Annotated in this window: 21 protein-coding genes; 8 read left to right on the forward strand and 13 right to left on the reverse strand. The window is 59.0% G+C overall.

Annotated elements, in window-relative coordinates; genetic code table 11:
- Positions 1 to 4: 4 nt before the first annotated feature.
- Together AC3ISI_RS03815 and AC3ISI_RS03820 are read left to right on the forward strand one after the other, a co-directional pair.
- On the forward strand, positions 5 to 1,747 hold the full coding sequence (locus tag AC3ISI_RS03815) for a PTS fructose-like transporter subunit IIB (RefSeq protein WP_489335538.1): 1,743 nt from the start codon (positions 5 to 7) through the stop codon (positions 1,745 to 1,747).
- A gap of 164 nt (positions 1,748 to 1,911) precedes the next feature.
- The gene (locus AC3ISI_RS03820; protein ID WP_489335539.1) at positions 1,912 to 3,453 is read left to right on the forward strand and encodes an alkaline phosphatase D family protein; all 1,542 of its coding nucleotides are present in this window, start codon (positions 1,912 to 1,914) and stop codon (positions 3,451 to 3,453) included.
- 122 nt (positions 3,454 to 3,575) lie between these two features.
- Here the strand turns inward: AC3ISI_RS03820 and AC3ISI_RS03825 are convergent, their stop codons facing one another.
- Positions 3,576 to 6,104, reverse strand: a complete 2,529-nt coding sequence (locus tag AC3ISI_RS03825) for a PepSY domain-containing protein (protein ID WP_489335540.1) — start codon at positions 6,102 to 6,104, stop codon at positions 3,576 to 3,578.
- A gap of 196 nt (positions 6,105 to 6,300) precedes the next feature.
- Entirely contained in the window at positions 6,301 to 8,619 is a 2,319-nt protein-coding gene (locus AC3ISI_RS03830; RefSeq protein ID WP_489335541.1) for a TonB-dependent receptor, read from the reverse strand.
- A gap of 207 nt (positions 8,620 to 8,826) precedes the next feature.
- Here AC3ISI_RS03830 and AC3ISI_RS03835 point away from each other — a divergent pair, with 207 nt between their 5' ends.
- From AC3ISI_RS03835 to AC3ISI_RS03850, 4 genes are all read left to right on the forward strand, one after another.
- On the forward strand, positions 8,827 to 9,507 hold the full coding sequence (locus AC3ISI_RS03835; protein WP_489335542.1) for a Fe2+-dependent dioxygenase: 681 nt from the start codon (positions 8,827 to 8,829) through the stop codon (positions 9,505 to 9,507).
- Positions 9,504 to 10,283: a tetratricopeptide repeat protein gene (locus tag AC3ISI_RS03840; protein ID WP_489335543.1), complete on the forward strand. Its 780-nt coding sequence runs from the start codon at positions 9,504 to 9,506 to the stop codon at positions 10,281 to 10,283. The genes AC3ISI_RS03835 and AC3ISI_RS03840 overlap by 4 nt, the downstream gene beginning before the upstream one ends.
- A gap of 62 nt (positions 10,284 to 10,345) precedes the next feature.
- A complete protein-coding gene (locus tag AC3ISI_RS03845) occupies positions 10,346 to 10,609 on the forward strand; it encodes a CopG family ribbon-helix-helix protein (RefSeq protein WP_489335544.1) in 264 nt (87 codons plus the stop codon).
- The gene (locus tag AC3ISI_RS03850) at positions 10,609 to 10,884 is read left to right on the forward strand and encodes a type II toxin-antitoxin system RelE/ParE family toxin (protein ID WP_489335545.1); all 276 of its coding nucleotides are present in this window, start codon (positions 10,609 to 10,611) and stop codon (positions 10,882 to 10,884) included. Before AC3ISI_RS03845 ends, AC3ISI_RS03850 begins: the two co-directional genes overlap by 1 nt.
- 81 nt (positions 10,885 to 10,965) lie before the next feature.
- Here AC3ISI_RS03850 and AC3ISI_RS03855 read toward each other — a convergent pair whose 3' ends face one another.
- The 5 genes from AC3ISI_RS03855 to AC3ISI_RS03875 form a co-directional block, all read right to left on the reverse strand.
- Complete coding sequence (locus tag AC3ISI_RS03855) at positions 10,966 to 12,129, reverse strand: type III PLP-dependent enzyme (RefSeq protein WP_027924486.1); 1,164 nt, start codon at positions 12,127 to 12,129, stop codon at positions 10,966 to 10,968.
- Between the two features lie 470 nt (positions 12,130 to 12,599).
- Positions 12,600 to 13,757 (reverse strand): osmoprotectant ABC transporter ATP-binding protein OsmV, encoded by a 1,158-nt coding sequence (locus AC3ISI_RS03860; RefSeq protein WP_489335546.1) that lies wholly within the window; start codon positions 13,755 to 13,757, stop codon positions 12,600 to 12,602.
- Positions 13,754 to 14,407: an ABC transporter permease gene (locus AC3ISI_RS03865; RefSeq protein WP_489335547.1), complete on the reverse strand. Its 654-nt coding sequence runs from the start codon at positions 14,405 to 14,407 to the stop codon at positions 13,754 to 13,756. Before AC3ISI_RS03865 ends, AC3ISI_RS03860 begins: the two co-directional genes overlap by 4 nt.
- A 12-nt stretch (positions 14,408 to 14,419) precedes the next feature.
- Positions 14,420 to 15,313 (reverse strand): glycine betaine ABC transporter substrate-binding protein, encoded by an 894-nt coding sequence (locus AC3ISI_RS03870; protein ID WP_489335548.1) that lies wholly within the window; start codon positions 15,311 to 15,313, stop codon positions 14,420 to 14,422.
- Between the two features lie 20 nt (positions 15,314 to 15,333).
- Positions 15,334 to 16,050, reverse strand: coding sequence for an ABC transporter permease (locus AC3ISI_RS03875; RefSeq protein ID WP_489335549.1), 717 nt, complete (start codon positions 16,048 to 16,050; stop codon positions 15,334 to 15,336).
- Between the two features lie 456 nt (positions 16,051 to 16,506).
- Between AC3ISI_RS03875 and AC3ISI_RS03880 the strand changes: the two genes are divergently transcribed.
- Both AC3ISI_RS03880 and AC3ISI_RS03885 read left to right on the forward strand, forming a co-directional pair.
- Entirely contained in the window at positions 16,507 to 18,090 is a 1,584-nt protein-coding gene (locus AC3ISI_RS03880) for a peptide chain release factor 3 (RefSeq protein ID WP_007942808.1), read from the forward strand.
- A 328-nt stretch (positions 18,091 to 18,418) separates the two neighbouring features.
- Positions 18,419 to 18,673: a hypothetical protein gene (locus AC3ISI_RS03885; protein ID WP_489335550.1), complete on the forward strand. Its 255-nt coding sequence runs from the start codon at positions 18,419 to 18,421 to the stop codon at positions 18,671 to 18,673.
- A gap of 93 nt (positions 18,674 to 18,766) precedes the next feature.
- Here the strand turns inward: AC3ISI_RS03885 and AC3ISI_RS03890 are convergent, their stop codons facing one another.
- The 6 genes from AC3ISI_RS03890 to AC3ISI_RS03915 form a co-directional block, all read right to left on the reverse strand.
- Positions 18,767 to 19,747: a peptide ABC transporter ATP-binding protein gene (locus AC3ISI_RS03890; RefSeq protein ID WP_489335551.1), complete on the reverse strand. Its 981-nt coding sequence runs from the start codon at positions 19,745 to 19,747 to the stop codon at positions 18,767 to 18,769.
- Positions 19,747 to 20,715 (reverse strand): ABC transporter ATP-binding protein, encoded by a 969-nt coding sequence (locus AC3ISI_RS03895; protein WP_489335552.1) that lies wholly within the window; start codon positions 20,713 to 20,715, stop codon positions 19,747 to 19,749. The genes AC3ISI_RS03890 and AC3ISI_RS03895 overlap by 1 nt, the downstream gene beginning before the upstream one ends.
- 10 nt (positions 20,716 to 20,725) lie before the next feature.
- The gene (locus AC3ISI_RS03900; protein WP_489335553.1) at positions 20,726 to 21,649 is read right to left on the reverse strand and encodes an ABC transporter permease subunit; all 924 of its coding nucleotides are present in this window, start codon (positions 21,647 to 21,649) and stop codon (positions 20,726 to 20,728) included.
- A 10-nt stretch (positions 21,650 to 21,659) separates the two neighbouring features.
- Positions 21,660 to 22,670: an ABC transporter permease subunit gene (locus AC3ISI_RS03905; RefSeq protein WP_489335554.1), complete on the reverse strand. Its 1,011-nt coding sequence runs from the start codon at positions 22,668 to 22,670 to the stop codon at positions 21,660 to 21,662.
- A 74-nt stretch (positions 22,671 to 22,744) separates the two neighbouring features.
- Entirely contained in the window at positions 22,745 to 24,340 is a 1,596-nt protein-coding gene (locus AC3ISI_RS03910) for an ABC transporter substrate-binding protein (RefSeq protein ID WP_489335555.1), read from the reverse strand.
- Between the two features lie 77 nt (positions 24,341 to 24,417).
- Entirely contained in the window at positions 24,418 to 25,830 is a 1,413-nt protein-coding gene (locus tag AC3ISI_RS03915; protein WP_489335556.1) for an OprD family outer membrane porin, read from the reverse strand.
- Positions 25,831 to 25,856: the final 26 nt, after the last annotated feature.

Genomic DNA, 25,856 nt, shown 5'->3' on the forward strand with positions numbered 1-25,856 from the left:
TGTGATGAAGTTAGCCATTGTTACGGCCTGCCCGAACGGCATGGTCACCAGTGTGCTGTGCGCACGCTTGCTCGATGCGGCGGCTCAGCGTCAGGGCTGGATGACCTGCGTCGAAGTGGTGGATGCGGCGCATCCGGAGCGGCAACTGTCGATAGCCACAATCGAGGGCGCCGAGTGGGTGTTGCTGGTCACCAGCGCGCCGGTGGACATGACTCGATTTGTCGGCAAGCGCGTTTACCAGAGCACCCCGGCGCAAGCCCTGCAAGATGTTGACGCGGTGCTGCGGCGTGGCGCGCAAGAGGCTCAGTTACACGTCGCCCCCGAAGTTGTTATCGCCGAGCCCGCCGCCCTAGCGAAAAATGCGCCACGACTGGTCGCGATCACCGCATGCCCGACCGGCGTCGCACACACGTTCATGGCCGCTGAAGCCTTGCAACAAGCGGCCAAGCGTCTGGGCTATGACCTGCAAGTGGAAACCCAGGGCTCAGTCGGTGCGCGCAATCCGTTGAGCGCGGCGGCGATTGCCGATGCCGATGTGGTGCTGTTGGCCTGTGATATCGAAGTCGCCACCGAGCGTTTTGCCGGCAAGAAGATTTATCGTTGCAGCACCGGCATTGCGCTGAAACAGGCCGAAGCGACGCTGAACAAAGCGCTGGCCGAAGGTCGGCAGGAAACCGCCGCCACCGGCTCCCAAAGTCCGGCTAAACAAGAGAAGACCGGAGTTTACAAACACCTGCTCACCGGCGTGTCGTTCATGCTGCCGATGGTGGTGGCAGGCGGGTTGATGATTGCCTTGTCCTTTGTGTTCGGCATCACCGCGTTCAAGGAGCCCGGCACGTTGGCGGCAGCGCTGATGCAGATTGGTGGTGACACTGCGTTCAAGTTGATGGTGCCGCTGCTGGCTGGCTACATCGCCTATTCGATTGCCGACCGGCCGGGCCTGGCGCCCGGGATGATCGGCGGTATGTTGGCAAGCACCCTGGGGGCCGGATTTATCGGCGGGATCATTGCCGGTTTCATCGCCGGTTATGCCGCTCAGGCGATCAACCGCTACGCGCGTTTACCGCAGAGTCTTGAGGCGCTGAAGCCAATCTTGATCATCCCGTTGCTGGCGAGTCTGTTCACCGGTCTGGTCATGATTTACGTGGTTGGTAAACCGGTGGCCGGGATGCTCGAAGGGCTGACGCACTTCCTCGACAGCATGGGCACCACCAACGCGATTCTTCTCGGTGTGCTGCTGGGCGGCATGATGTGCGTGGACCTTGGCGGGCCGATCAACAAGGCGGCTTACGCGTTCTCGGTGGGGCTGCTGGCGTCGCAAAGTTATGCCCCCATGGCCGCGACCATGGCTGCCGGCATGGTGCCGCCGATTGGCCTGGGCATCGCCACGTTCATTGCACGGCGCAAGTTTGCCCAAACTGAACGTGAAGCCGGTAAGGCGGCGCTGGTGCTGGGGTTGTGCTTCATCTCTGAAGGGGCGATTCCGTTTGCTGCGAAAGACCCGTTGCGGGTGATCCCGGCGAGCATTGCCGGTGGCGCACTGACCGGGGCGTTGTCGATGTATTTCGGCTGCAAACTGATGGCGCCGCACGGTGGTTTGTTTGTGCTGGCGATCCCGAATGCGATCAATCATGCGCTGCTTTATTTGCTGGCGATTGTCGCCGGGAGCCTGCTGACGGCGGTGGCGTATGCGTTGCTCAAACGGCCGGAGGCGGTCGAACTGGCGCTAGAGCCCGCCAACGCCTGACACTCACCTCTGTAGGAGCCGAGCTTGCTCGCGAAGACGGACTGACATTCAACATATGTGTCGCCTGTCAGGCAGCATTCGCGGGCAAGCCCGCTCCTACAGGGGGCTGTGTCACACCGGTTTCATGGGCATGTGCTTTAGTTTCCCTTTTCAGGGAGAACACCATGAGCGAATTCGACCTCGGTCGCCGTCGTGTCATCCAAGTGCTAGGCGCCGGGCTGCTGTTGCCGGGGCTGGCGCCGGCCGTGATCGCCTCGATCAAGGATCGTCCGCAACTTACCGACGGTGTGCAGTCCGGCGACGTGCTGGGCGACCGGGCGATGGTCTGGAGCCGCAGCGACCGCCCGGCGCGGATGGTCGTGGAATGGGACACCCGCAGCCTGTTCAGCAACCCGCGCCGATTGGTCTCGCCACTGGCCGATGCCCGCACCGATTTCACCGCGCGCGTGGAGCTCACCGGGCTGCCCGCCGATCAGGCGATTTTCTATCGCGTGTCCTTCGAGGACGCCCAAAGCGGTGTCGCCAGTGAGCCCTGGTTCGGCCATTTGCGCAGTGTGCCGCAAACCCGCCGTGACATTCGTTTTGTCTGGAGCGGTGACACTGCCGGCCAAGGCTTCGGCATCAATCCAGACATCGGCGGCATGCGCATCTACGAAGCCATGCGGTTGCGCCTGCCGGACTTTTTTATCCACAGCGGCGACACCATCTACGCCGACGGCCCGATACCCGCGCAACTGACCACCGAAAGTGGCCGGGTGTGGCGCAACATCACCAGCGAAGCCAAGAGCAAAGTCGCGCAAACCCTGGATGATTTTCGCGGTAACTACCGCTACAACCTGATGGATGAAAATATCCGTCGCTTCAATGCCGAGATCCCGCAAATCTGGCAATGGGACGACCATGAAGTGGTGAACAACTGGTCGCCGGGCAAGCAACTCGATGCGCGCTATCAGGAGAAAGATATCCACAACCTGGTCGGCCGCGGGCGTCAGGCCTGGCTCGAATACGCACCGATGCGCTTGCAGAGTGCCGACAACGGCGGGCGGATTTATCGCAAGCTCGGCTATGGGCCGCTGCTCGATGTGTTCGTGCTGGACATGCGCAGTTATCGCGGCGCCAACGATGACAACCTCGGCGCCGCCAAACCCTTTCTCGGGCGTGAGCAACTGGACTGGCTCAAGCAGGCATTGAAGGGCTCGCAAGCTCAATGGAAAGTCATCGCCGCCGACATGTCGATTGGCCTTGGCGCGCCCGACGGTGAGGTCAGCCCCGGCGTGACGCGGTGGGAAGCGGTGGCCAATGGTGACCCGGGACCGGCCCAGGGACGTGAACTGGAAATCGCTGAACTGTTGGGATTCTTGCGGGCGCAGCAAGTGCGAAATTTCGTATTTTTGACGGCGGATGTGCATTACTGCGCAGCGCATCACTACCACCCGGATCGTGCCGCGTTCCAGGACTTTGAGCCGTTTTGGGAGTTTGTCGCAGGGCCCTTGAACGCCGGGAGTTTTGGGCCGGATTCGCTGGATATGACGTTCGGGCCGGAGGCGGTATTCGAGAAGGCGCCGCCTACGCAGAACGCCTCGCCGTTTGCCGGGTTTCAGTTTTTTGGCGAAGTGAATATCGACGGGCAGACGGGGGAGATGAGGGTGGTGTTGCGGGATCTGGATGGGGTGTCAGTGTTTGAGCAAAAATTGCAGCCGGTCTAATGGTTGTACACCGCCCCCTGTGGGAGCGAGCCTGCTCGCGATGGCGGTACAACAGCCAACAGATGTGTTGAATGTTAAATCGCAATCGCGTGCAGGCTCACTTCTACAGGGAGTGCAGGGTGTCAGTAGACGTCGCGGCGGTAGCGGCCTTGTTCGATCAGCCGATCTACCTCGGCAATCCCTAGCACCTCGTTAAGCACGTGATCGACGCCCGATGCCATGCCTTCCAAGCTGCCGCAGATGTAGATGACGGCGCCATCAGCCAGCCATTTCTTCAGCTTATCCGCTGACTCACGCAGTCGATCCTGCACATAAATCTTCTCGGCCTGATCCCGTGAGAACGCCAGGTCGAGTCGCTCCAGATCGCCCGAAATCAACCACTCCTCCAGCTCATCGCGGCACAGGTAATCGTGTTCCCGGTTACGTTCGCCAAACAACAGCCAATGCCTTTGCTGCCCATTGGCAATCCGCGCCTTGAGCAAACTGCGCAGCCCGGCCAGGCCGGTGCCGTTGCCCAGCAGGATCATGGGCACCGGCTCGGCCGGTAGATGGAACCCACTGTTGCGCCGCACTCGCAGGTTGATGGTGTCGCCCAGGGGGGCGTGTTCGGTCAGCCAGCCGGAGCCGATGCCCAGGCTGCCGTCGGCGTGCATTTCCTGACGCACGATCAGTTCCAGAATACCGTCAGCCGCAATCGAGGCGATGGAGTATTCGCGCATGGCCAATGGCACCAATGCATTGAGCAATGCCTGAGCATGCAGGCCGACCAGGTGAGCTCTGTTTTCCGGTAGCTGGCGCGTGGCGAGCGCTTGCTCCAGAGGTTGTGACAAGCCATCGAACGCCACCGAAGCACGACCGTCGATACCCAAACCATCGAGGAAGTGCTCGATGGCCCACGGGCAATTACGCGGCAACACTTCCACCAGATCACCGGCCAGCCAACTGCTGGAGGACGGGGCGGTGAGCCCCAGCAAGTACACGGGCGAACCGCTGCTGTCCGGGTTCATCAAGTCGCGGCGGATCAGTGTCCAGTTGTCGTAACTCGATGCTTGCCAGGTGTCGACCGGTGTTTGCCCGGTCAACAGGCCCAGTTGTTGCTGCCAGTGACGCAAGGCGTACGGGTCGCCGCTGTCGACTTCCACCGGCGCGAACAAAGTCTTGCCGCCATGCTCACCCAACCAGGCGTGCAAGCGTCGGGCGAAGCCGCAGAAGTGTTGATACTGGCGATCACCGAGACCCAGTACCGCATAGTTCAGGCTTTGCAGGCTCGACGCCCGACCCAGCACCTTGCGTTCGAACCCGCGGGCACTGTCCGGCGGTTCGCCATCACCGAAGGTGCTGACCACGAATAGCGCATTACTGGAATCCAGCAAATCCTGTTCGCTGACACTCGCCAGCGGCTGAACGTTCACCGGCAGTCCGGCGGCCTGCAATTGTCCCGCTGTCTGCCATGCCAATTGCTCGGCGAAACCGCTTTGGCTGGCGAAGCCGATCAGCCATGCCGGTGCATCGCTGCCCGGTTGTTCTAGACCTTTGCGTGCGTCCTTGATCTGCTTTTTCTTGCGCCGACGATCCAGGTACAGCAACCAGCCAGTGACGAAAAACAACGGCATGGTCAGCGCGGTAATCGTCAGGATGATCCGCCCGACAATGCCGAAGTAGCTACCGACGTGAAGCGCATAAATGCTGGTCAGTAATTGCGCCTTCAAACTCTTGTCGCTATAGCGATCATGCTGCTTGACGATGCCGGTCGCCGGATCGAGGGTGATCTGGTTTACGGCGCGGTCGTGGGGGGAGGTTTTCAGCAGGTAGAACACGGTCGCCGGCTGGCCGGCCGCTGGCGGCATACGGATGTTGTAAGCGCTGAGTGCCGGGCCCGCGGCGCTGTAGACGCTGCTCCAGATGGCCGCGTAGTCGGCGGTGGGTGCCGGACCGCTTGGCGCAGGACCGCGACCACCGCGCACGCGCTCGTTTTGTGGTGCATCGGACAGCAAACGGGTCAGGCCTTTGTTGTACCACTCATAGGACCAGGACAACCCGGTCAGCGCCGAAAAGAGGTAAAACACCAGGCACCAGGTGCCTGCCACCGAGTGCAAATCCCAGTTGAAGCTACGACCCTTTTTTTTCCAGTCCAGGGTCAGCCAGGCACGCCAGCTTTTCCACTGGCGAGGCCAGCGCAGGTACAAACCGGACAGGCAGAAGAACACCAGGATCAGCGTGCAGGCGCCGGTAATGTTGCGGCCGGTGTCACCCATGGCGAGGAAACGGTGCAGTTGCAGCGCAAAGCCGAAGAAGTCCTGGCCGGTGGCGTCGCCTACGAACTCGGCGGTGTACGGATCGAAGTAGCGCATCTCGCCACGGCGTTGGCCCGGTGGCGGCGTGAAAAACACCTTGGCCGCATTACCGCTGTCGGTCTCCACGGAGAGCATCGAGACTTTTTTGCCGGACGCGGCTTCGATGTGCTCAACCAGTTCTGCGGGCGGCAGGACACCGGCAACCTGCTTCTCGACCTGCAACACGGAAGGGTTCAGCACACTCAGGATTTCATCCTGAAACGATACTGTTGCTCCGGTGATGCCCATCAGGGCCAGGACCAGTCCGGCGCTGATGCCGAAAAACCAGTGCAACTGGAACAGGGTTTTCTTCAACACATCGCTCGCCTTGTTCGTTCAAAAAATTGTCATCACGGCGCGCATTATGCCGTGGGTTGTCGAGAAACATTCTTTTTTACGCACAAAAAGCCCCGTTCATTGGGATGAACGGGGCCTGTCCCTGATTCAGCCTTAATCCACCCTCCTTGTAGGAGTGAGCAGGCCCGCTCCCACAGGGGTTGCGGTGTGACTGCAATCAGAAGTGGAAGTTGGTGCTCAGCAATGCCGTACGGCCCGGCGCCTGGTTGGCGAAGTGGGTCGAGAAGGCTTTGTCGTAAAACGTTTCGTTGGTCAGGTTCTGCACGTTCAGTTGCAGGTCGACGTTTTTGCTCAGCTTGTAGGCCGCCATCGCGTCGTAACGAACGTAGGAATCAACCATGGTGGTGTTGGCCACGTTGCCGAATACATCATCGACGTAGAACGCACCGCCACCGACCGTCAGCTTCGGCAAGACCTGATAGGTCGTCCATACGCTGGCGCTGTTTTTCGGCGTGTTAGGCAGTTCGTTGCCATCGTTGACTGCACCCAGCGGGCCGCCGTCGATTTGCTCGCTGTCCATGTAGGCGTAACCGGCGAACACTTGCCATTTGTCGGTGATCCTGCCGGTGGCCGACAACTCGATACCTTGAACGCGGGTTTTGCCAACGTTTTCGTACGTCGTGGTATTGGTTTGCACACGAGCGTTATCTTTTTCGGTGCGGAAGATATCGGCGGTCAGCGACAGCTGATCATTCATCAGGTCCCACTTGGTACCGATTTCGTAGTTCTTGGTGGTTTCTGGTTCCATGTCGCTTTTCAGCAGGTTGCCATTGCGATCCGGCGTGCCACCCAGCGGGTTGCCTTCCGAACCTTCACCCAGGGTGTTGCCCGGTGGCGTGGCAGACGTCGCGTAGGACGCATAGATGCTGCCGTTTTCGGCCGGTTTGTAAACCACGCCGAACTGACCGGTGACGAATTCGCTGGTGTCATCGCCCTTGGACGTGGTCACGCTGGAACCGTTGAAGGTTTTGTAGTTGGTGTCGAAATGGTCGTAACGCAGCCCCATGTTCAACAACCACTGCTGGGACAATTCCAGAGTGTCGAACACATACAGCGCGTACGTGTCAGCCTCGGTGTCGGTGCCGGCATAGTTACGCGAGATCGCACCGTTCCATGGATCGTTCGGGTTCGGGTTGGACAGCGAGGTGCAGTTGTAACCGCTTGGTGCGCCGATCAATGCCGGGGAGCAGTTGGTGGTCACTGCCGGCGTTCTCGGGGTGGTGTCGGTGTTGACGTTGTACGAGGATTTCTGGCTCTCCTCGTGGGTGTACTCGATACCGGTGGAGTAGCTGTTCTTGAACCCGGCGATGTAGATGTCACCAAACAGATCGGTCTGGTTAGTCGTGGTCTCGGTGTTGCTGACCCGGGTGTTGGCCCGACGCCAGACGGTGCCATTGTTGACGTTGCCCTTGCTGTCGTCCGGCTGGGTCAGGATGTAATCCTGCATGCTGGAACCGTGACGCAAGGTGTTCTTGACGGTCATCGCGTCATTCAGATCGTGCTCGATGGCGAAGGTCGCGGTGTCGGTGCGGCCCTTGCGGAAGTCACGGTCATTGAGGCCGTAGAAGTTTGTGCTGTCGCCGCCGTCGTCCGGTTTGTCCGGATTGGATTTGGTCCGGGCAGCCGAACCTGCAGCCGGAATGGAGTAAGGAATGCCCGAATCCGGCGTGTCGTTATTTTCCAGATGGTAGTAATCGAGGTTGACGCGGGTGTCGGTGCCCAGGCCGAACGCCAGCGATGGCGCGACGCCCCAGCGGTCGTAGTCGACGCTGTCACGGCCGGCGACGTTGCTTTCGTGGCTCAACAGGTTCAGACGGCCAGCGGCGGTGTCGTTGAACTGATAGTTGCCGTCCACGGTGTAACGCTGGGTCTGGTCCGAGCCCCAGGTAAAACCACCATCAAACGAGTCGCCCAAGTGCGCCTTTTTGCTCACCAGGTTGATGGTGCCGCCAGCAGCGCCACGGCCACCCATGGCCGAGTTCGGGCCTTTGCTGACTTCAATCGATTCGACGGCGAAGATCTCGCGGCTCTGCGAACCGGTGTCGCGCACGCCGTCCAGGTAAGTGTCACCCTGCGCGTCGAAGCCGCGAATGAAAGGACGGTCCCCCTGTGGGTTGCCACCTTCACCAGCGCCGAAGGTGATGCCTGGAACGGTGCGCAGTGCGTCTTGCATGTTCATCGCGCCGGTGTCCTTCAGGACTTGTTGCGGGATGACGGTAATCGAGCGCGGCGTGTCCACCAGCGGCGCGGTGTACTTGGACGAGGAGGCTTTTTGGACGTTGTAGGAAGTCTCGTCCTGAGCTTCGCCAGTGATGGCGGTAGCGCCCAGCGAAATCACATTACTCGGTGCTTTTTCGTCGGCTTTTTCCGCCGCGAAAACCATGTGGCCTGCAGAGCCGGCGGTAATTGCCATGCCAATGGCTGATGCGAGCAAACGTGGTGAACTGACCGGTACGTGTGGTTGTTGACGCGACATTTTGAATTCCCCTCCCCAAGGATTTGAGGCCGCGGAATATAGGGTAGACGCGTATTTGTATCAATTGCGAAACGTTATTATTCGCACAGAACTTACATTCTTTACAATTTAACCTTACGGTTTTTGGTGTTTCGTTCGTCGTGAGGGTTTTACAGAAGCAATAAGAATCAATACCATTGGCACCCCTTGATTTCAGGTGTCTTTACCATGCTGTTGCACATTCCCGGCTTGTTCGCGAAAGAAGAAGTGCAGCGCATTCGGGAGGCTCTGGAACAGGCCGATTGGGCGGACGGCAAGATCACCGCCGGCTATCAGTCGGCCAAGGCCAAGCACAATCTACAGCTGCCTGAAGGTCATCCACTGGCCAAGGAAGTGGGAGCAGCGATGCTCGATCGGCTGTGGAAAAATCCGCTGTTCATGTCTGCCGCGTTGCCGCACAAGGTTTTTCCTCCATTGCTGAACTGCTATACCGCCGGCGGCAGTTTCGATTTTCATATCGATAATGCCGTACGCCAGCCGAAGGGCAGTATCGAGCGGGTGCGCACCGATCTTTCGGCGACGCTGTTCTTCAGCGAGCCTGCGGACTACGACGGTGGAGAGCTGGAAATCCAGGACACCTTCGGCACGCAACGCGTGAAGCTGCCGGCCGGCGACATGGTTTTGTATCCCGGCACCAGCCTGCACAAGGTCAACGCCGTCACACGCGGCACGCGTTATGCCTCATTCTTCTGGACGCAAAGTCTGGTGCGCGAAGACAGTCAGCGCGCGCTGCTGTTCGAGATGGATGGGGCGATCCAGCAATTGACGCAGGACATGCCGGATCATCCTTCGTTGATTCGCCTCACCGGCACCTATCACAACTTGCTTCGCCGCTGGGTCCAGGTATGAGTTATCAACTGCGCCGCGAGGAAGTCCTCGACGGTGATTCGCTCAAGACCATGCTGGAGGAAAGCCCGGCGCGCGCAGCCCAGGCTATTTTGATGGCTGCTCGCGAAGGCGTACTCGATGCTCAGGCCTTGCTGGGGCAGATTCTGCTGGATGGGAACGGCATCGCAAAGGATCAGACGTTGGCGTTGCGCTGGTTCGTGATCGCCGCGCATGGCGGGCACCTGATGGCGCGCAACATGCTCGGGCGTTGTCATGAGCATGGGTGGGGGTGCGCGGCTGATGCTTCGATTGCCGCACGGCATTATCGGGTCGCAGCGCAGAGGGGGCTCGATTGGGCGATGTACAACTACGCCAACCTGCTGGCCACCGGGCGAGGAGTGGTCGAAGACCAGGCACAAGCGTTTAATCTCTATCGCCACGCGGCTGAATTGGGTCACGCGAAATCAATGAACCTGTTGGGGCGCTATCTGGAAGAAGGGCGGGTGTGTCCCGCAGCTCCGTCAGCGGCTCGCGACTGGTATCGACGTTCGGCGGTCGGCGGGGATTTTCGTGGGCAATTCAGTTATGCCGCTGTGCTGGCCGAGGAAGGGAATGCCGAAGAGGCGCTGGCCTGGTTGCATAAGGCATTGGCCGGTGGAAATCTGAATTTCCTGCGAGTGGCAAGTCAGACACTTCTGAATGCAGAGAATCCACGCATTCGTGAATTGGCAGCGCTTTATCAACAACGCGTTAATCAGCTGAACGATGAACGGATTGCACGAGGGGTTGTTGAGTGAGTTTAAATCACTATGATTGAAAACTAATCACATCTCATCACTTTGCTTCATGGAGACGAATCATGGCTGCGACCAAAGTACTGACGGCACACGTTCCCATGGAGCTTGCCGATAAAGTCGACCAGATGGCTGCGAGGATGGAGCGTTCACGGGGCTGGATCGTGAAACAGGCACTTGCCGACTGGGTAGATCTGGAAGAAGAACGAAGCCGACTTACCCTCGAGGCAATGGCTGATGTTGATGCTGGTCGGGTGATCGATCATCAGTCGGTTCAGGCTTGGGCAGACAGCTTGAGCACCGATAAGCCGTTGCCGGTACCTTACTGATGGAGTTGAAGTGGACGAGTAAAGCGTTATCGGATCTCGCACGACTTTTTGAGTTTCTTGCGGTGGTCAATCGTCCTGCGGCAGCGCGTACTGTGCAATCTCTCACTCAGGCCCCCATGGCCTTGCTCAGCAATCCGCGAATCGGAGAGCGAGTCGACGAGTTTGCGCCGCGAGATGTGCGACGACTTTTGGTGGGGCATTATGAAATGCGGTACGAGATTCAAGGCTCCACGCTCTACATTCTTCGTCTGTGGCATGTGCGGGAAGACCGATAGCAACTACCTCGACAGCCTGGAAAGTCAGACGCAAAAAAGCCCATGACACGTCATGGGCTTTTTCATTACTGCGCGTAGCGCTTACACGTAAAACGACTTCAACGGCGGGAAGCCATTGAACTCAACGGCGCTGTAGCTGGTGGTGTACGCACCGGTCGACAACCAGTACAAACGATCACCGATCGCCAGGTTCAGCGGCAGGCCGTACTTGTAGTTTTCGTACATGATGTCAGCGCTGTCGCAGGTCGGGCCGGCGATGACCACTTCTTCCATCTCACCTTTCTTCTCGGTCCAGATCGGGAACTTGATGGCTTCGTCCATGGTTTCGATCAGGCCGGAGAACTTGCCCACATCCGTGTACACCCAACGCTCTACTGCGGTACGGGATTTACGCGCAACCAGCACCACTTCGCTGACCAGAATACCGGCGTTGGCGATCAGCGAACGGCCCGGCTCCAGGATGATTTCCGGCAAGTCGTCACCGAAGTCTTCCTTGAGGAAGCGGATGATTTCTTCAGCGTAAGTTTCCAGGCTGTTGGTGCGGGTGATGTAGTTGGCCGGGAAGCCGCCGCCCATGTTGATCAGCTTGAGGTGAATACCGTCTTCTTCCTTCAGGCGTTCGAAGATCACTTTGACCTTGGCGATCGCGGCGTCCCAGACGCTGATGTCGCGCTGTTGCGAGCCGACGTGGAACGAGATGCCGTACGGCACCAGGCCCAGGTCACGGGCGAGGATCAGCAGGTCCATGGCCATGTCGGTCTGGCAGCCGAATTTGCGCGACAAAGGCCAGTCAGCCGTGGTCGAGCCTTCGGTGAGGATGCGCACGTAGACTTTCGAACCCGGTGCAGCTTTGGCGATGTTGCGCAGGTCGGCTTCGGAGTCGGTGGCATACAGACGCACGCCCTTCTCGTAGAAGTAGCGAATGTCCTTGGATTTCTTGATGGTGTTGCCGTAGCTGATGCGATCCGGACCAACGCCCTGGTTCATCACTTTGTCGAGCTCGTAGATCGACGCGATGTCGAAGTTCGAGCCTTTCTCTTTGAGCAGGTCGATGATTTCGACGGCTGGGTTGGCCTTGACCGCGTAGTAGACCTTGGCGAATTCGAAACCGGCGCGCAGGTCGTCATAGGCCTGGCTGATCATCGCGGTGTCGATCACCACGAACGGGGTTTCTTGTTTGTCGGCGAAGGCCTTCATTTTGTTGAAGGTATCGCGCGCGAAATAGTCTTCGACGTTGATCGACATGCTGGGAACTCCTACTGGCAAACTAGATTAATCAATGGGTGCAAATGAACGTCCTCCGTATCCCCACTTTGGTTCGCCTACTTCCCAAGGCATGTCGCCGAAAGCAAAAAGGCCATGGGAAGCGGTGCTTTCCCTTGGCCTTGCTGTCTCGTCGTCAGTACTTGAGCCGGATGGATCGTTTCCAGCATGGACGTTCGGCGCGAACTTTAGGGCGTGAGGGGCTTGAGATCAACAAAAAATGTCGCGTTTTTACACGGTTCCGTCGTGCGGTCCCTGATAGTTACTGATGTAACCGACCTGTATGACAGTGTGATGTTCCCGTTGGAAGGACGTTTGAGGTGTTTCAGGCGGAATTTGTGGTGCCCCCAATCGCGAGCAAGCTCGCTCCCACAGGGGCTTTTTGTTGATGTACAAATTGCATGCACACCACAGATCCAATGTGGGAGCGAGCCTGCTCGCGATGGCGCCCGTCAGGCCAACGCAGTCTCGGCTGGCGAAACTATGCTGGTCTTGCCGCCACGGGACTTGCCGGAGCTCAAATACTCGGCAATCGATTCCTGCGTCACTTCACCCAGGAACACCCGCTCGGCATCCATCACCGGCAACCACGAGCGATTGAACTCATACATGCGCGACAGCAGGATGCGCAAATGCTCGTCGTACGCCGCCGTGGCGTTGAACTCACGCAGGTACTGCGCGCAAGTCCCGGCCTGACGGTGCAAATCGCGGCGTCGTACATAGCCCAGTGCCTTGTTGTCAGCACAGGTGACCACGACGTATCGGCGGTCCAGTTCGTCCATCAACTCCAGCGCCTCTGCTACCGGCGTTTGCGGGCTCACCGACGGCGCGTTGTCCGCCGCGTCCTCGGCTTTGACCAGCAACAGACGCTTAAGGGTGCTGTCCTGGCCGACGAAGTTGCTGACGAAATCATTCGCCGGATGCGCCAGCAGCGTGTCCGGGTGATCGATCTGCAACAGCTTGCCGGCGCGGAAGATCGCAATTTTGTCGCCCAGCTTGATCGCTTCGTCGATGTCGTGGCTGACCATGATCACGGTCTTGTTCAGTGCCCGCTGCATCTCGAAGAACTCGTTCTGAATCATCTCGCGGTTGATCGGGTCGACTGCGCCGAATGGTTCGTCCATCAGCAACAGCGGCGCATCCGCCGCCAGCGCACGAATCACGCCGATGCGTTGCTGCTGACCGCCCGACAACTCACGCGGGTAGCGATTGAGGTACTGCTTGGGTTCGAGCTTGATCATGCTCATCAACTCGCGGGCGCGGTCGTGGCATTTGTGTTTGTCCCAGCCGAGCAGGCGCGGAACGATGGTGATGTTTTCCTCGATAGTCATGTTCGGGAACAGGCCGATCTGCTGGATCACGTAGCCGATATTGCGACGCAAGGTCACTTCGTCGAGGTCGGTGGTGTCTTCGCCGTTGATCAGGATCTTGCCCGAAGTCGGTTTGATCAGTCGGTTGATCATCTTCAACGTGGTGCTTTTGCCGCAGCCCGATGGCCCGAGGAACACACAGATTTCGCCTTCATTGACGGTCAGGCTTACCGAGTCCACGGCTTTCACATCTTTACCGTTGCTTTGGAAGGTCTTGCTGAGGTTTTGAAGTTCGATCATTTGAGCAGTCCTTTTGGAGTCAGCGAACGTTGCAGCCATTGCAGAAGCAGGTCGGCGAAGATGGCCAGCAAGCTGACCAGCACGGCGCCGACAATCAGCATCGACATGTCGCTGCGGCTGATGGAAGCGAGAATGAGAACACCGAGGCCACCGGCGCCGATGGTGGCGGCGATGGTCATCACACCGATGTTCATGACCACGGCGGTGCGCACGCCGGCGAGGATCACTGGCACGGCGATCGGCAGTTCAACCATGCGCAGGCGCTGGCCGAAGGTCATGCCGATGCCGCGCGCAGCTTCGCGAATACCTGGTTCCACGCCGGTGAGGGCGAGGTAGGTGTTACGCATGATCGGCAGCAGCGAGTACAGAAATACGGCCGTGATCGCTGGCATCGGCCCCAAGCCCTGGCCGAACTTGGAGTAGAACGGCAGCAGCAGGCCAAACAGGGCAATCGACGGCACGGTCAGCAGCACCGTGGCGGAGGCCTGCAACGGGCCGGCGAGCGTCGGGAAACGCGTCATCAGAATGCCCAGCGGCACGCCAACCAGAATCGCCAGGGTCACGGCAATGCCGACCAAGGTGATGTGCTGCCACGTCAGGTGCAGCACCAGCGACCAGTCGAGATGGGAAAAGGCGTTCAGAAATTCCATGGCTTTTCCTCCTTATTTGAGGGGGTGCTGACGCAGGAAATCGGCGGCAACGGATGACGGGCTTTCGTGATCGACATCGACCCGTGCATTGAGCTGGCGCATGGTTTCGTCATCGAACAGCTCGGCCAACGGCTTGAGTTCTTCGGCGAGTGTCGGGTGGGCATCAAGGTAGACCTGACGCACCACCGGCGCGGCGGTGTAGTCCGGGAAGTAGTGCTTGTCGTCTTCCAGCAGTTTCAGCTTGAAGGCGTTCAAGCGACCATCGGTGGTGTAGACCAGACCGGCAAACACCTGGCCGTTGCGCAGGGCGGTGTAGACCAGCCCGGCGTCCATCTGTCGGATGTTGTTGCGGGTCAGGTTCATGCCGTACAGGTCCACCATGCCATCCAGCCCGTCGGAGCGATTGGCGAACTCAGTGTCGAGCGCCACCAGATGATTGTCCTTTTGCTCAGCCTGCAACACCGTGTTCAGCTCGCTGATGGTGTTGATCTGCGGGTAAGCCTGTGCGGTGGTTTCCGGCAGGGCCAGGGCGTAGGTGTTGCTGAACTTCGACGGGGTCAGCCAAATCAGGCCTTTTTTCGCGTCGAGTTCTTTCACCTTGGCGTAGGACTGAGTGCTGTCGAGTTTGTCGGTGACATGGTTGTACGCAACCAGCGACACGCCGGTGTACTCCCACATCAAATCCAGCTGGCCACTTTCGTGGGCACCGCGAGCCAGGTTGCTGCCCAGACCGCCGGTCACCTGGGTGTCGTAACCCTTGGTGCGCAGGTATTGGGAGGTGATTTCTGCCAGTAGGGTTTGTTCAGTGAACACCCGGGCGCCGATGCGGATCAGCGGTTTTTCAGCGGCTTGGGCAAATCCTGCGAACAGCAGGATGCAGCCTAGTAAAAAGCTTGAGGTTTTCATGTTGATTCCTTTGCCGAGGCTTAAGACGGGCGCAAGCCGCGTTCGAGCCAGAGGCGGCTGGCGACTGTCACCAGGCCGTCGAGCAGCAAGGCCAGCAGGGCGGTGCAGGCCGCGCCGAGCAGCAATTGCGGCTGATTGTTCAGGGCGATGCCGGGGAAAATCAGGCTGCCCAGGCTGTTGGCGCCGATCAGGAACGCCAGCGGTGCCGTCCCGACGTTGATCGCCACGGCCACGCGCACGCCCCCGATGATGATCGGCACCGCGTTCGGCAATTCGACCCGCCACAGCACTTGAATCGGGGTCATGCCGATGCCGACGGCCGCCTCTTTCAGCGAACCCTGAACGTTTTTAAGGCCTTCATAGGTGTTGCGCACAATCGGCAACAGCGAGGCGAGGAACAGGGCGAAGATCGCGGGGCCGCTGCCGATGCCGAGGATACCCAGGGCGATGGCCAGTACGGCGAGCGGCGGCACGGTGTTGCCGATGTTGAAGAGCTGTATGAAGCGTTCAGCGCGTCCCACCATAGTCGGACGGCTGAGGAAGATGCCGGCGGGGATGCCCACAACAAGGGCAGCCAGCATGGAAGCGAGGACGAGAATCAGATGAGCTTGCAGGTAAAACAACAAATCGTCGCGGTAAAGTTCGATCGTTTTGATGCCAATCCAGTGGACCAGCAGGGCCAGAAGGGCGACGACAACCGCACCTCCTGTCAGCCCTTTGCCATAGCGAATAGCCACAGGCGGACTCCTTTTTTCTTTTGTCGGCAAACGCAGTCCCGAGTGGCAATGCCATTCCTGGCTGCCGGGAAATCAACGTTCGCGAGAAGCAGCTCTTCATGCCGGTAAAACCGCATGAGATCGAGCCATAAGCGCAGCCTCGTCAGGCCAACTTGCTGATTTTTCAGCCCCTGGTACGAGTGCCGTAACAGGGGAGTGGACGTCTGCACCTTTTAAAAGGTTCCATATTCAACAGCAGATAGCCACCCTTGATGCCCAACCACGTACCTGTAGGAGCCGGCTTGCTGTCGATGGCATCGCCTCGGTCTGTCCGATACACCGGGGTGATGCTTTCGCCACCAAGCTGGCTCCTACAGAGTGATGCGGTGTTCGGTGGGCCTACGAGCGGTGGTCCGTGACAGTCGGTTTGCGCTATACTCGCCGCCCTTTTTTGAATCACCTGCCAGGCGATTTCCCATGACCAAACAGGCCGCCGAAGTCGCGAAACGCCGCACTTTCGCCATTATTTCCCACCCCGATGCCGGTAAAACCACCATTACCGAGAAGCTCTTGCTGATGGGCAAGGCGATTGCGATTGCGGGCACGGTGAAGTCTCGCAAGTCCGACCGCCATGCCACCTCCGACTGGATGGAAATGGAAAAGCAGCGTGGTATCTCGATTACCACGTCGGTCATGCAGTTCCCCTATCGCGATCACATGATCAACCTGCTCGACACCCCGGGCCACGAAGACTTTTCCGAAGACACCTACCGCACCCTGACTGCGGTGGACTCGGCCTTGATGGTTCTCGATGGCGGTAAGGGTGTAGAGCCACGGACCATCGCGCTGATGGACGTGTGCCGTCTGCGTGACACGCCGATTGTCAGCTTCATCAACAAACTCGACCGTGACATCCGCGACCCGATTGAACTGCTCGACGAGATCGAAGCCGTCCTGAAGATCAAGGCCGCGCCGATCACCTGGCCGATCGGTTGCTACCGCGACTTCAAAGGCGTGTATCACCTCGCCGACGACTACATCATCGTGTACACCGCCGGTCACGGCCACGAGCGTACCGATGTAAAAATCATCGAGAAACTCGACTCCGATGAAGCCCGCGCACACTTGGGCGATGAGTACGATCGCTTCGTCGATCAGCTGGAACTGGTACAGGGCGCTTGCCATGAATTCAACCAGCAGGAATTCCTCGACGGTCAACTGACCCCGGTGTTCTTCGGTACAGCATTGGGCAACTTCGGTGTCGATCACGTGCTCGACGCCGTGGTCAACTGGGCGCCGAAACCGCTGGCCCGTGTCGCCAACGAGCGCACCGTGGAACCGGTTGAAGAGAAATTCGCTGGTTTCGTGTTCAAAATCCAGGCGAACATGGACCCGAAACACCGCGACCGCATCGCCTTCATGCGTATCTGCTCCGGCAAGTACGAAAAAGGCATGAAGATGCGCCACGTGCGCACCGGCAAAGACGTGCGGATCGGCGACGCGCTGACCTTCTTCTCCTCCGAGCGTGAGCAACTGGAAGAAGCGTTTGCCGGCGACATCATCGGTTTGCACAACCATGGCACCATCCAGATCGGCGACACCTTCACCGAAGGCGAAGTCCTGGGCTTCACCGGTATCCCGCACTTCGCCCCGGAACTGTTCCGTCGCGTACGCCTGCGTGATCCGCTGAAATCCAAGCAACTGCGTCAAGGCTTGCAGCAGTTGGCGGAAGAGGGCGCGACCCAAGTGTTCTTCCCCGAGCGCAGCAACGACATCATCCTCGGCGCCGTCGGTGTGCTGCAGTTCGATGTGGTCGCCAGCCGCTTGAAAGAGGAATACAAGGTTGAGTGCTCCTACGAGCCGATCACCGTTTATTCCGCACGCTGGATCGATTGCGACGATAAGAAGAAGCTTGAGGAATTCCGGGTCAAGGCCGTGGAAAACCTTGCAGTCGACGGCGGTGGTCACCTGACCTACCTGGCCCCGACCCGGGTTAACCTGGCGTTGATGGAAGAGCGCTGGCCGGATGTGAAATTCCGCGCGACGCGTGAGCATCACTAAGCGCTGAGTCGAAACACCGAAAGCCCCGTTGCGAAAGCTGCGGGGTTTTTTTTCGCCTGACGCAAATCCCTTGTGGAAGCGAGCTTGCTCGCGATGGCGTCCGGTCTGTCGCCTGCAGTGTTGAATAGATGACCGCTATCGCGAGCAGGCACTCCTACAGATGGCAATAACGATTCGAGATAGCGGTTATTCAAAACCAATCTGCCGATCACAGGCATTTCTGCTGCATCGTTAGCGTCCTATCTGGAGAACCACGCTGATCGGAACTAGATTTCACTCAGCGCTAGTCAGGCGCCCAAGCGTCACCCCCAAAAGGAAGGATTCGGCTATGAGCATTTTTCAACGCATTGTGCTGTTGCTTAAGGTTTTAGTGATGTTGTGCGTGGGTATGTCGGCGGCATGGGCAGAGTGCCCGAACCATGGTGAACAAGCATCGAGCGGGCAGGTGACGCACACGGGCCTGATGATCGCCAAGTCCGATTCAGAGCCTGACGACCAGGATCAGGGTGGTAGCAAGGGCGATGACGATTCGACCACTGATGAGCCGGACACCGACGACGATGAAGGCGACAGCCAGTCGTAACTGACCCACAAAATAAAACCCCTTCTGCCCCGATAGCCAAGCAATCGAAGTGGAAGGGGTTACTGGACAGCCCACAGGTTTTTCAGATTACTGTCATGCCGCGCCGTCGAGGAATTGCTCGGCGTAGTGGCAAGCCACCTGACGGCTATCGAGCAGGCGCAGGGCCGGCTCTTCGGTGCTGCAGCGTTCCGTTGCGTACGGGCAGCGCTTGTGGAAAGCGCAGCCGGACGGCGGGTTCAGCGGGTTGGGCAACTCGCCGACGATTTTGATTTTCGGCTTGTTCGGGTCCGGGTGAATGGTCGGCGTGGCCGACAACAGCGCCTGGGTGTACGGGTGCAGTGGACGCTCATAGATGTCGTTCTTCGGACCCATTTCTACCGGGCGACCGAGGTACATCACCATCACGTCATCAGCGACGTGTTGCACCACTGCCAGGTTGTGGGAGATGAACACGTAGGCGGTGTTGAACTCTTGCTGCAAATCCATGAACAGGTTGAGCACTTGCGCCTGAATTGACACGTCGAGCGCCGAGGTCGGTTCGTCCGCGACTAACACTTTCGGTTGCAACATCATTGCGCGGGCCAGGGCGATCCGCTGGCGCTGACCGCCGGAGAACATGTGCGGATAACGCTGGTAGTGCTCGGGACGCAAGCCCACCTGCTTCATCATCGCCTGGACTTTCTCGCGACGTTCGGCCGCCGTCAGGTTGGTGTTGATCAGCAGCGGTTCACCGAGCTGGTCACCGACTTTTTGCCGAGGGTTCAGCGACGCGTACGGGCTCTGGAACACCATCTGAACGTCTTTGCGCAGTTGCTTGCGCTGGGCCTTGTCGGCACCGGTGACTTCCTGGCCGGCGATTTTCAAGGAGCCTGAGGACGGCTCTTCGATCAGAGTCAGCGCACGGGCCAGGGTGGATTTGCCACAGCCCGACTCGCCTACAACGGCGAGGGTCTTGCCGGCTTCCAGCTCGAAAGACACACCGTTCAGGGCGCGTACGGTCGCATGCCCTTTGAACAGGCCACGGGATACTTCGTAGTGACGGGTCAGGTCGCGGGCGGTAAGTACGACGGCCATTACGCCACCTCCTGATTAAGCGGGTAGAAGCAGCGGGCGAGGCTGTGGCTTTTCGGGTCCAGGGTTGGACGCTGAGCGCGGCAGCTGTCTTGTACGTAAGGGCAACGTGGCGACAGCAGGCAACCCTGTGGACGGTCATAACGACCTGGAACGATACCGGGCAGCGTGGCCAGCCGCGTGGCGCCCAAGCTGTGTTCCGGAATCGCCTTGAGCAGTGCTTCGCTGTACGGGTGCGCCGGAATGTCGAACAGCTGTGGCACCTGGCCGACTTCCACCGCTTGGCCGGCGTACATCACGCACACGCGCTGGGCGGTTTCGGCCACGACCGCGAGGTCGTGGGTAATCAGCACCAGGCCCATGTTCTGCTCTTTCTGCAACGCCAGCAGCAGGTCCATGATCTGCGCCTGAATCGTTACGTCCAGTGCCGTGGTCGGTTCGTCAGCGATCAGCAGTTTCGGTTCGCCGGCAATCGCCATGGCGATCGCAACACGCTGGCTCATGCCGCCGGACAGTTGGTGCGGGTAAGCGTCCATACGGCTCGCGGCGCCAGGGATTTCCACTTTTTCCAGCAGCTCGATGGCACGCTTGCGCGCTTGCTTGCCGGACATTTTCAGGTGCAGGCGCAGCACTTCTTCGATCTGGAAACCGACGGTGTAGCTCGGGTTCAGCGCGGTCATCGGGTCCTGGAACACCATGGCCAGGTCTTTGCCGACGATTTGTCGACGCTGACGGTTGCTGAGCTTGAGCATGTTCTTGCCATCGAAATTCAGCGCGTCGGCAGTGACGATCCCCGGGTGTTCGATCAGGCCCATCAGCGCCATCATGGTCACGGATTTACCCGAACCCGACTCGCCAACGATGGCCAGGACTTCGCCCTTTTCCACGGTAATGTCGAGCCCGTCGACCACCGGAACGGCGTTCTTGTCGCCGAAGCGAACGTTGAGATTCTTGATTTCTAACAGTGACATTTGAATCTCCTCAGGCGGCGTTCTTGAGTTTCGGGTCCAGCGCATCGCGCAGGCCGTCGCCCATCAAGTTGATTGCCAGCACGCTGAGCAAAATGGTCAAACCAGGCAGACTTACCACCCACCAGGCGCGTTCGATGTAGTCGCGAGCCGAAGCCAGCATGGTGCCCCACTCAGGGGTTGGCGGTTGTACGCCAAGGCCGAGGAAGCCCAGTGCGGCGGCATCGAGAATCGCCGAGGAGAAGCTCAAGGTGGCCTGAACGATCAGCGGTGCCATGCAGTTAGGCAGCACGGTGATAAACATCAGGCGTGGCAGCGTGGCACCAGCCAGGCGCGCGGCAGTCACGTAGTCGCGGTTCAGCTCGCCCATCACCGCGGCGCGGGTCAGACGAACATAGGACGGCAGGGACACCACGGCGATTGCGATCACGGTGTTGATCAGGCCAGGGCCGAGGATGGCGACAATCGCCACAGCCAGCAGCAGGGACGGCAGGGCCAGCATGATGTCCATCAGACGCATGATGGTCGGGCCTAGAATGCGCGGGAAGAAGCCGGCGAACAGACCCAGCAGGATCCCCGGAATCAACGACATCACCACTGACGTCAAGCCGATCATCAGCGACAGACGTGAGCCAGTGATCAGGCGCGACAGCAGATCGCGCCCCAGTTCATCGGTGCCGAGCAGGAACTGGATATGCCCACCTTCCAGCCAGGCTGGCGGGGTCAGCAGGAAGTCACGGTACTGCTCGCTCGGGTTATGCGGGGCAACCCACGGCGCGAAGATCGCGCAGAAAATCACCAGCAACATGAACATCAGGCCGGCCACGGCGCCTTTGTTGCGGGAAAACGCGTGCCAGAATTCTTTGTACGGGGACGGATACAGCAGGCTTTGATCGACTGTTACCGCTTGATTTGAAGTTGAAGCTGGAGTGGTCATGGTCATGATCTCAGCGCTGGTGACGGATGCGTGGGTTGGCAAAGCCGTAGAGGATGTCCACTACGAAATTGACCACAATCACCAGGCAGGCGATTAACAGGATGCCGTTTTGCACGACTGGATAGTCTCGGGCGCCAATGGCTTCGATCAGCCATTTGCCGATGCCGGGCCACGAGAAGATGGTTTCGGTCAGAACCGCACCCGCCAGCAGTGTGCCGACTTGCAGGCCGACCACGGTCAGTACCGGAATCAGAGCGTTACGCAGGCCGTGCACGAACACCACGCGCGACGGCGACAGGCCTTTGGCGCGGGCGGTACGGATGTAGTCTTCACGCAGTACTTCGAGCATCGACGAACGGGTCATCCGCGCAATAACGGCCAGCGGGATGGTGCCGAGCACGATGGCCGGCAGGATCAAGTGATGCAGGGCATCGAAGAATGCACTCACGTCATCGGCCAGCAGCGTGTCGATGAGCATGAAGCCGGTGCGCGGCTCGATGTCATAGAGCAGATCGATCCGCCCGGACACCGGGGTCCAGCCCAGGCTCACCGAGAAGAACATGATCAGGATCAGGCCCCACCAGAAGATCGGCATCGAGTATCCCGCCAGGGAGATGCCCATCACCCCATGGTCGAACAGGGATCCTCGCTTGAGCGCCGCAATCACCCCGGCCAGGAGGCCCAGGACGCCGGCGAACAACAGGGCGGCCATGGACAGTTCCAGGGTCGCGGGGAATAGAGAAGTGAATTCGGTCCACACGCTTTCACGGGTACGCAGCGATTCGCCGAGGTCGCCGTGAGCCAGTTTGCCGATGTAGTCCAGGTATTGGGCATACAGCGGTTTGTTCAGACCAAGGCGTTCCATTGCCTGAGCATGCATTTCCGGGTCGACTCGACGTTCGCCCATCATGACTTCTACGGGGTCACCGGGAATCATGCGAATCAACGCGAAAGTCAGCAAGGTGATGCCGAAGAACGTGGGGATCAATAACCCCAATCGGCGGGCAATAAAACTAAACATCTTGTGGTGTACCTCATCAGCCGGTTAGGCGTGCCTGGTGTCCCTGGAGTCAGGGACACCGGGAGTTTTCTTATTTACTTCACCTGGGTGGTGGCGAAGTTATTCGTGGTAAGCGGGCTAATGTGATAGCCCTCTACGTTGTTGCGCATTGCAGTAAACATACGGGTGTGCGCCATGCTGATCCATGGCTGGTCCTGATTGAAAACCTCCTGGGCTTGCTCGTAGAGCGCGGCACGTTCCGTCGGGTTCACTTTAGCTCGGGCTTCGTCGATCAGCGTCTGGAATTTCTCGTTGCACCAGCGCGCGTAGTTTTCGCCGTTCTTGGCTGCTTCGCAACTCAGCATAGGCGTCAGGAAGTTATCCGGATCGCCGTTATCACCTGCCCATCCGGCGGAAACCATGTCGTGCTCGCCGTTTTTCGCACGTTTGAGCATTTCGCCCCATTCCATGACGCGAATATCGACCTTGATCCCGACCTGGGCCAGGTCAGCCTGCATCATCTGCGCCCCGAGCATCGGGTTCGGGTTGGTCGGCCCGCCGCCGTTACGGGTGAACAGTGTAAACGTAGTGCCTTCTGGTACGCCCGCTTCCTTGAGCAAGGCGCGGGCCTTGTCCAGATCACGCGGCGGATTTTTCAGGGCGTGGTTGTAACCCAGCAGGGTGTCAGGGTACGGGTTGACCGCCACGGTTGCATTGCCTTTGCCGAACAAAGCATTGACATAGGCGCCCTTGTCGAACGCGATATCGATGGCTTTACGCACGCGCACATCGCTCATGTATTTGTGCGAGGTGTTCATCGCGATGTACGAAACGGTCATCGCGTTCAGTTCATCAACTTTGAGGTTGGTGTCCTTCTTGATGCTTGGGATGTCATCCGGCTTGGGATACAGCGCGATCTGGCATTCGTTGGCTTTGAGTTTTTGCAGGCGCACATTGTTGTCGGTGGCAATCGCCAGAATCAAGGCTTCAGCCGGTGGCTTGCCACGGAAATACTCCGGGTTGGCCTTGAAGCGAACCTGAGCGTCCTTGTTATAACGCTGGAACACGAACGGGCCGGTGCCGATGGGCTTGTTGTTCAGGTCGCCGGTCTTGTTCGCCTTGAGCAACTGGTCGGCGTATTCAGCCGAGTAGATCGAGGAGAAGGCCATGGCGATGTCCGCCAGGAACGGCGCTTCGCGGCGGGTCAGGGTGAACTTGACCGTGTTGTCGTCGACTTTCTCGACGCTTTTCAGCAGTTCCTTGAAGCCCATGCTTTCAAAGTACGGGAAGCCCACGCTCGACAGTTTGTGCCATGGGTGGTTTGGGTCCAGCTGACGCTGGAAGCTCCAGACCACGTCGTCGGCGTTCATGTCGCGGGTCGGCTTGAAGTAATCGGTGGTGTGAAACTTGACGCCTTTGCGCAGGTGAAACGTGTAGCTCAGACCGTCTTCGCTGATGTCCCAGGAATCGGCCAGTGCCGGAATCACTTCAGTGGTGCCCGGCTTGAAGTCCGCCAGACGGTTGAAGATGGTTTCAGCCACGGCATCGGCTGTGACTGCAGTCGTGTACTGGACCATATCGAAGCCTTCCGGACTGGCTTCGGTGCAGACCACCAGGGGTTTGGCCGCGACGCCAACAGCGACACTCAGCAACGCGGCAGCGATGGCCGCACGTAGGGGAAGCATTTTCATCAAGAACCCTCTGCAATCGGTTAAAGGACAAAACCCCACGGCTGATTCGTCACTGAATCAGCCGTTGGGCAGGTGCATCACAGAATATTGAACGGGATGGTGGTCACGAGGCGGAACTCGTTGATGCTGCCGTCACCCTGGTTTTCGCTGGCACGGTGAGCGGTGTAGGTCGCGCGAACAGTGGTGGCCCGGAACGGACCGCTCTGAATGGCGTACGTAGAACCGATGCCGTATTCGTAATGATGTTCGCCGTCCATGTTGTTCACGTCGTAGGCCGTGCCGGTGTAGTGAGTACCGTCGATACCCCAGCCGCGAGCCTGGTAGATGTTGAACTTCAGACCAGGCACGCCGTATTCAGCCATGTTCAGGCCGTAGGCGATCTGGAAGGATTTCTCGTTCGGGCCGTTGAAGTCCGACAGCAGGGAGTTGGCCAGGTAGATGCCGTTGGTTTCGTGCAGGTAGTCGAAGTACTCGTTACCGTTAATTTCCTGGTACGAGAAGGTCAGGGTGTGAGCCTGGTGAGTCAGGCCGAACGACAGGGAGCCGGCCTGGTTGTCGATGTCGCCCAGCAGCTTTTTACCTTCGTCGACGGTTTTGTAGTAGTTCAGGCCGGAGGTCAGGCTCAGCACCTGGCTGTCACCCAGGATGTGACTGGCGCCGAAATAGTATTGGTTCCAGAGGTCTTCAGCCTGGGTCGCCCACAGGCTGGTGGTCAGGCTGGCAAAGGGTGTGAAGGTGATGCCGCCGGTGTAAACGTGATCGGTTTCAACGAAGCTGTTGGCGTATTCGCTACGGAATTTACTCAGGCTTTCTTCGGTTCGCGGTGAGTTGCGATCGAACGTGCCCAGGTCGAATGCCAGGTTGTTCAGCTCTTCGCTGTGGATCGCCACACCCTGGAAGCTCGAAGGCAGCGCACGGTTGCCGATGACATCGACCATCGGGCTGCTGAAGTTCATGCGGCCGGCGGTCAGGGTAGTGTTGGAGATGCGAGCCTTGACGTTGGCCAGACCCAGCTTGCTCCACTGACCTTGAGCGTCGCCGCCTTCTTTGGTCAGGGTGCGGTTGTTACCCGCGCCTGGGCGAGTACCCGGTGCGCCACCGTTGTTGGACGCCAGGTTCTCGCGGTCACGTTCCAGAGCAATCTCGTTGTAGGCGGCGACTTCAGTGCTCAAGCCCACGGCGCCTTGGGTGAAGCCCGAGTTGTATTTGACGATGGTGCCTTGAACCCAGTTGATACGGCGATCCGTTGGGGTGGCTACACCGTCTTTGCGGTAAGTGAATTTGCCGCCCCGGTGCAGTTGCTCGTTGGCATACCAGTTACGCGTGGTGCCGGAGATTGACTGGCCTTCGACAAAGCCGGTTGCGTCGGCCTGTGAGCTTTTGGTGTTGACCGTCACCGGGGTGAATTCCTGGCTCTGGGTTTCTGCGTAAGCCGTGGCGGTTATGCCGCTGATGGCCAGGGCCAAAATCGCGCTGCTGCTCAGTTTCATGGGTGAAGCTCCTCAGTTTCTTTTTT

The organism is Pseudomonas sp. GL_139_B (assembly GCF_057834475.1).